Source organism: Bacillus sp. EAC (genome assembly GCF_002156875.1).
GTDB lineage: Bacteria > Bacillota > Bacilli > Bacillales > Bacillaceae_G > Gottfriedia.
Map to the genome: position 1 here is coordinate 395,716 of NZ_NCSY01000006.1, position 7,766 is coordinate 403,481.

Genomic DNA, 7,766 nt, shown 5'->3' on the forward strand with positions numbered 1-7,766 from the left:
ATTTACTTAGTAGATTGCAAATATAATTTCGCGTATTCTTTCGCAGATTGTAACCAACTTGAATTAGTACTCATAGCATTTTTCAATACTTTTCTCCAATGCTTCTTATTGCCATAAACACTTAATGCACGTTCAATTGTAAAGAGCATGTCATGCGCATTATAGTTACTAAAAGAAAATCCGTTACCGCTCTTCATCTCTTCATTATATGATTGAACTGTATCATTTAGCCCCCCAGTTTCTCGGACAATTGGGACACAGCCATACTTCATTGCAATAAGTTGTCCTAAGCCACACGGTTCAAATAACGAAGGCATTAAAAATAAATCTGCGCCAGCATAAATCTGATGTGCAAAATTTTCGTTAAAACCAATATAAGCTCTTACTTTCTCGTAATAATTATGTTCCATTTCTTTAAAGAAGTTCTCAAATTCCTCTTCACCAGTTCCTAAAATAATTACCTGAACATTATGGTCCATTAATTGAGGAAAAATATGTTGGATTAAATCAATCCCTTTTTGACTAGTTAAACGCGATACCATTGCGATAATTGGAATATCTTCATCTACCTTTAACGCCAATGATTCCTGGAGTTGTAATTTATTTTCAATCTTTTGCTCAATCGAAAACTCATCATAATTCGTATGAATTTTTGAATCTGTCGACGGATTATAGATTGTTTCATCAATACCATTTACAATACCAAACAGTTTATGATCATGTTCTCGTAATAACCCGTCTAATTGCTCTCCAAAAAACTCATGCTTAATTTCTTCTTTATATGTTGGACTTACCGTTGTAACAATATCACTTGAGATAATTCCAGCTTTCATAAAATTAATACAATCATAAAACTTTAAATAATCATCTCTAAAATACTCTTCATCAATTCCTAATATGTCATCCATGACTAACTTCGGAAAAACTCCTTGGAATTGTAAATTATGGATTGTATAAACAGACCTTATTTTCGGATTCACATCTTTTAATGCTCCGTATTCCTTCATGAAAAAAGGAATCATTGCTGTATGCCAATCATGGCAATGGATAACGTCAGGAATAAAATCTAATTCTTTGATACATTCGATTGCTGCTAGTGAAAAGAATCCATAACGCTCACCATCATCGTAATGACCATATAATTTATCTCGATTAAAATAAAATTCATTATCTATAAAATAATAGGTCATTCCTTCCAAATTTAGTTCGTATAATCCACAATATTGCTTTCTCCATCCTAGATTTATAGAGAGCTCTTTTACTAATTTCGCTTCTTCTTTAAATTTAGTAGGGATTTGTGAATAAAAGGGTAACATCACTCGAACATTTACATTTAGTTTATTTAAATATTTTGGAAGCGCACCTGCAACGTCTGCTAGGCCTCCTGATTTAACAAATGGGACACACTCGGAAACAATATATAAAACATTTACCACTGAATCAACGCTCCTTGAACTGAACCTTTTTGAAGTACAACTGGCTCGTTTAAACTCCCTTTAATCTCAACACCATCTTCTACACGTACATCTTTATCTAAAACTACTCCATCTAATATACAGTTATCTCCAATGATTGTTTTTTGCATAACAACACAATTACGAATTATTGTATTTTTTCCAATTTTCACTGCTCTTGAAATAATACTATTTTCCACAGTTCCTTCAATCACACATCCATTAGCTACAATTGAATTTTTAACAATAGCATCTTTTGAATATTTTGTTGGTGGTTCATCTTTTACTTTAGTAAAAATTGGATAAGATTTTAAGAATAATTGATTCCAAATTTCTGGATTTAATAACTTCATACTATGTTCAAAATAGTCTTCAATCGTACGAATCGTTGCTACTTGTTGTGGAATTTCATATCCACTAAGCTCAACTCCATTATTTTGATCTCGTACAACATCCATTATCGTTTCATAACCTTTTTCATGAAAGTTTTCAAAAAGCTTTAATAGAAGTCCTTTTTCGAGAAAATAAATATTTAATGATTTTCCAAATTGCTTAAGCTCAGTAATTGCTGCGTTTGTTTCGACATGACGTTTTAGAATCGGTCTAAAATCGACAGAACAAATAGTATATGTATTTGCCACCACTACATATTTTTGAGTTGATCTCTGTAAAAACTGAATATGCTTTTCGATGAAATCAAAAGTTCCAAAAGCTCCATCATTTGGTTCAGGCGTAAAAATAAATAATCCATCATGCTTTCTATTTAAATCCCAATGCTTTCCAGAACCTAAGTGATCAATAATAGAACGATAGGGCTGATCAGGAAATACTGCAACACTTGTAATACCAGAGTTCACCATATTACTTAACATAAAATCAATTAAACGGTAACGACCAGCAAAAGGTAGAGTCGCTAGTGGTCTGTGCTTAGTCAACGGTTTTAACGATTCAAAATGTGTAGAAGCCTCAATTATTCCCAACATTGTTTGTTTCATGATATACCCCTCTCAGTCTATTTTTCTATTTGAGGAATGAGCCACCTCTTATTCTTCGTTCGTAATCAGAATTACTTCTTCATAATCTTTTTCTGGTCGTAATAAGCTTCCATCGGCGATTATCATCCCAGGAGCAACTACAGCACTCTCAATGCGTACATCCTTACCAATTACACTTCCAGGCATGATAACTGAATCTTTAATAAAACTTCCCTCACCTACTGTCACCCCTTGGAACAGAACTGAATGGGATACATAACCTTCAACAACGCATCCTTCATTAATTAGCGAATCCTCAACAATTGCGGTAGGAGCTATATATTGAGGAGGCTGATTTGGATTCACAGAATAAATACGCCAGTCGCGATCGTATATATTTAACTCACTCTCTTCATTTAATAAGTCCATATTAGCTTCCCATAAGCTTTTTACTGTACCTACATCCTTCCAGTAACCTTGGAAAGGATAAGCTACAATTTTCTTTTTTTCTTCTAATAAAAGTGGAATTACGTCCTTACCAAAATCATTACTTGACTCTGGATTACGATCATCCATTTCTAAAAATTCCTTCAAAATATTCCATTTAAAAATATAGATTCCCATTGAAGCTAAATTACTTTTAGGATATTGTGGTTTTTCGTCAAACTCAATGATATCCATGTCTTCATTTGTATTCATAATTCCAAAACGACTCGCTTCTTCAATTGGAACCTCGATTACTGAAATTGAAACATCTGCATCCTTTTCAATATGGTAATCTAGCATTTTGCTATAATCCATCTTATAAATATGATCACCTGAGAGGATTAGCACGTACTCAGGTTGATATTGCTTAATATAATTTAAGTTTTGATATATTGCACTTGCAGTTCCTGTATACCACTTAACACCTGATGCTTCTGAATACGGTGGGAGAACAGTTACTCCACCATGCAAACGATCTAAATCCCATGCACTGCCTATACCAATATAAGAATTAAGTACAAGTGGCTGATACTGAGTAAGAACACCTACCGTATCAATACCTGAATTTGTACAATTACTTAAAGTGAAATCAATGATTCGATACTTACCGCCAAAAGCTACTGCTGGTTTTGCTAATTCTTTAGTTAAAGAACTTAACCTACTCCCTTTTCCCCCTGCTAATAACATTGCTACGCATTTTTTCTGAACCATTGCTGCTAATCCCCTTTCGCATTTTAACTGGACGTATAATTGTAAAACTATAGGCAGGTAGTGCAATTTGAATGCTATATGGTTGACCGTGGAACGGAATTTCCTCTGCTTCAATTACAGAACGATTTATTTTACTTTCACCACCGAATTGTACATAATCACTTGAAAGCAATTCCTTATAACGATGTTTATATGGAACACCAATGCGATATGTATCATAAGAAATCTCTCTAAAATTACATAAAATGATTACATAATCTTCCTTAGATTTAGCTTTTCGAATAAATGAGAATACACTTTGTTCTGCATTATTTGCATCTATCCATGAAAACCCATCCCAATGGTTATCAACTTCATATAATGATTTATTCTTTTTATAAATGGCTAACAATTCCTTAAAAAACAAATTCATTTTTGAATGAGACTCGTAATCTTTTATCATCCAATCCAGCTGTTCTAAATCTTTCCATTCGTCAAACTGCCCAAACTCACTTCCCATAAAAAGAAGCTTCTTCCCAGGATGCGATAAATAGTAACCAAATAATGTTCTTAACTGAGCGAATTTCTCTTCGTATGTGCCTGGCATTTTATTTAACAGGGATCGTTTCCCATGTACTACTTCGTCATGAGAAAAAGGTAAGACAAAGTTTTCTGAGAAAGCATATAAAAACGAGAATGTCATCCGATTATGGTGTAATTTTCGTTCGACTGGACTTGTTTCCATATAGGTTAAAACATCATTCATCCAACCCATATTCCACTTAAAGTTAAATCCCAACCCACCTTCATAAGTAGGTGCTGTCACTAAAGGCCAATCCGTTGAATCTTCTGCTATCATTAAAACCTTTGAATCATAATCAAATACCACTTCATTTAATTTCCTTAGAAATGAAGCAGCATAAGGGTTTTCCTCATTTTTATTTTCTTTTTTCCAATACAATATATTTGCTACGGCATCTACTCTGAATCCATCAACATGGAAGTGTTCTAACCAGAACATGGCGTTTGATATAAGAAAGGACTTTACTTCGGGTTTTGATAAATCAAAGTTTGCTGTACCCCAAACTTCATTCTCTCTAACATCATAGCTTTCATATTCATATGTAGGTGACCCATCAAACATGTATAGTCCGTGTGCATCCTTACAAAAATGACCAGGTACCCAATCCATTACTACTCCTAGACCTTGTTGATGACATTCATCAATAAAACTCATCAATTCATGTGGATTACCGTATCTACTTGTTGCTGAAAAATAGCCAGTACCTTGATATCCCCATGAACGATCATATGGATGTTCTATTAATGGTAATATTTCAATATGTGTAAACCCTTGTTCTTTAACATACGGAATTAATTCAGATGCTAGTTCAGCATAAGTATAAAAATCACCATTATCCTTTTTTCTCCAGGAACCTAAATGAACTTCATAAATTAATACCGGTTCCTCATATACATCTTTTTTTAATTTCTGTTTTTGATATTTAGTATCTTTCCACTTATATCCTGATAAATCATAGACAACCGACGCAGTATTTGGTCTTAGTTCGCTATAAAAAGCATATGGATCACTTTTCAGTAGAACTTCGTCATTATTAGACAATATTTCATACTTATAGATTGTTCCTTGATAAATGTCAGGTATAAAAATTGTCCATATACCTTCGCTGCTCATTTTATCCATTTTATGTAGCGATCCATCCCAGTTATTAAAATCACCTACAACGGAAACACACTTAGCATGGGGTGCCCAAACTGTAAAATTTGTTCCTAATTTATTCCCTTTTTTTACAATATGTGCGCCAAAGCATTCATAGCTTTTAAATAAATTCCCTTCATGGAATAAATGCACATCAAATTCAGTTGGTCGTGTCAAAAGCAACATCCTCACCTCATTACAATCTAATTAATTTTTCTATAATATTACTATTCTACAAACTATTGACTATACCCTTGTATTTATGCAAAAAAAATTCATGTAATTATCTTAAAAAATGAACAGGTATTCATGAAAACGTTGCCACAAAAGGCTTTGTCGTAAAAATGTCGATTTTGTCGAACGAATATTTACGTATAATTATTCATGCGTATTACAAAAATCCTCTTTATACTTCAATAATTTCTTATTAACTATTAAATTTCATACATATTTCACAGTTTTAACACATTTAAACTTTATATTTATTTAAGAATGTAGAAACATGTCGGAAAAAAAGGAGTCATAAATTGGAAATTAATTTAGAAAGTAATTTGGAAAATAACTTTGAATCAGCTGAAAAATCGGAAGCAAAAGCGAAAATGAAACCTAATTCACTTTATTCGGCAATATGGAGATGGCATTTTTATGCTGGTATTTTCTTTGCGCCTCTTATTTTAATCCTTACATTTAGTGGAATAATTTATTTATTTAAGCCTCAAATTGAAAATGTAATCTATCATGATCAACTTTTTATTAAGCAAGAAAGTAAAGTCCTGAGCCCGGAGCAATTAATTAAGAAAACAGTAAGTGCCTACCCTAATTCAATTATTACATCTTACACCCCATCTTCTTCCAAAAATACTAGTACACAATTAGAAATTGATCAAAATGGGGACGTAAAGACAGTGTTTATTAATCAGTATAATGGTAAAATTCTTGGGGATCGTCATGATGATGACCGCCTTGTTAATAAAGTCGTCAAGATTCATGGAGAGCTTATGGCCGGAAAAATAGGAGACCGTCTTGTTGAGATGTCTGCATGTTGGGCTATTATTCTATTAATTACAGGAATCTATTTATGGTGGCCTCGTAAAAAGGATATAATTATGGGGATCTTGCTACCTCGTTTTTCAAAAGGGAAACGAGTATTATTAAGAGATTTACATGCTGTACCAGCTTTCTGGTTTTCAATATTTATTAGCCTATTTATTTTCACTGGCTTACCTTGGTCTGGTTTATTAGGTGACTATATAAATCGTTTAGCGTCATCAACTCATACTAGCTATCCAACTGGATTATATGATGGCAATATCCCATCTTCAGTTATTCCTTCAAAAGAAGTTGCAAAAGTACCGTGGGCTGTAGAAAAATTACCAGTACCAACTTCAAATATAATAAAAGCACCTTCTAAGTCTGTTTCTGATATTATTTCAATCGTCGACAAAGCAAATGTCCATAAAGGCTATACAATTACGTTTCCAACTGATGAAGCAGGGGTATATACAGTTTCAGTGGTTCCACCCAAACCGGAAGATCAGGCAACTTTACATATAGATCAGTACAGTGGAAAAAAATTGATGGACTTACGTTTTGCAGATTACGGTATTGCTGCCAAAATCATTGAAATTGGAATTGCACTACATGAAGGTCACTACTTTGGAGTAGCAAATCAAATAATTGATTTAATTATCTGTTTAGTCCTTGCGTTTACAACAGTACTTGGATTATGGATGTGGTGGAAGAGAAAACCTACTGGTCAATTAGGATCACCAACTGTTCCAAAGGACTATAAATTGGCTAAAGGAGTTATAGTACTGATCGTCTTATTAGCAATTCTTTTACCATTAGTCGGTCTTTCATTACTAATAGCACTTACGCTTGATATCTTAATCATACGAAGAATTTCATTTTTATCAAAAATATTTAATTAAAGATATGCCTTTTCAGGTGTATCTTTTTTTGATTCCTTCTCGCGAATATCCAGAATAAATTAATTTGACCTTTTTTTAAAATTTTTTATTTTATACCGAATTCTAATACATATAGAATTATTAATTTCTACTATTTAGAGATTTGGAAATTCCAGGAGACTCTCTTTCTGCTCTATACAATACCTTCTTTCAATTTGCTTTACAACAATGTATTTTAATTAAACTAATAACAAAAAGGATCCTCTTAATAGTGAACTGCACCCCAATTGTTAGACACAACTAACAATTGGAGGTGCATTTTTTGTGACCAAAATTTCACTAGATCAAAAATTAATAGCTATTCATAAATATCTTGATGGTCATGGTTCATATGATTCTATCGGTAAATCTATTGGTGTACGAAAAAGAATCGTACAAACTTGGGTAGCTTTCTATAATGAATATGGCGTAGATGGTTTAACTTCTACATATACAAACTATTCGATAGAGTTTAAAATGGACGTATTAAAAT

General features: G+C 32.9%; 6 protein-coding genes. 2 read left to right on the top strand and 4 right to left on the bottom strand.

What is annotated here, in order from left to right; translation table 11 throughout:
• Positions 1-2: 2 nt before the first annotated feature.
• From glgA to glgB, 4 genes are read right to left on the bottom strand one after another with little or no spacing between them, the layout of a single operon-like run.
• Complete coding sequence (gene glgA, locus B7R65_RS13025; RefSeq protein WP_088043205.1) at positions 3-1,436, bottom strand: glycogen synthase GlgA; 1,434 nt, start codon at positions 1,434-1,436, stop codon at positions 3-5.
• Positions 1,430-2,449: a GlgC family sugar phosphate nucleotidyltransferase gene (locus B7R65_RS13030; protein ID WP_088043206.1), complete on the bottom strand. Its 1,020-nt coding sequence runs from the start codon at positions 2,447-2,449 to the stop codon at positions 1,430-1,432. Before B7R65_RS13030 ends, glgA begins: the two co-directional genes overlap by 7 nt.
• Positions 2,450-2,497: 48 nt before the next feature.
• Complete coding sequence (locus B7R65_RS13035; RefSeq protein WP_088043207.1) at positions 2,498-3,625, bottom strand: glucose-1-phosphate adenylyltransferase; 1,128 nt, start codon at positions 3,623-3,625, stop codon at positions 2,498-2,500.
• On the bottom strand, positions 3,573-5,507 hold the full coding sequence (glgB, locus tag B7R65_RS13040; protein WP_088043236.1) for a 1,4-alpha-glucan branching protein GlgB: 1,935 nt from the start codon (positions 5,505-5,507) through the stop codon (positions 3,573-3,575). The genes B7R65_RS13035 and glgB overlap by 53 nt, the downstream gene beginning before the upstream one ends.
• Before the next feature lie 344 nt (positions 5,508-5,851).
• Here glgB and B7R65_RS13045 point away from each other — a divergent pair, with 344 nt between their 5' ends.
• Together B7R65_RS13045 and B7R65_RS13050 are read left to right on the top strand one after the other, a co-directional pair.
• Positions 5,852-7,255: a PepSY-associated TM helix domain-containing protein gene (locus B7R65_RS13045; protein ID WP_256941300.1), complete on the top strand. Its 1,404-nt coding sequence runs from the start codon at positions 5,852-5,854 to the stop codon at positions 7,253-7,255.
• Between the two features lie 303 nt (positions 7,256-7,558).
• Positions 7,559-7,766: helix-turn-helix domain-containing protein (locus tag B7R65_RS13050; protein WP_142288248.1), on the top strand; the 208-nt coding region annotated here is incomplete at its 3' end.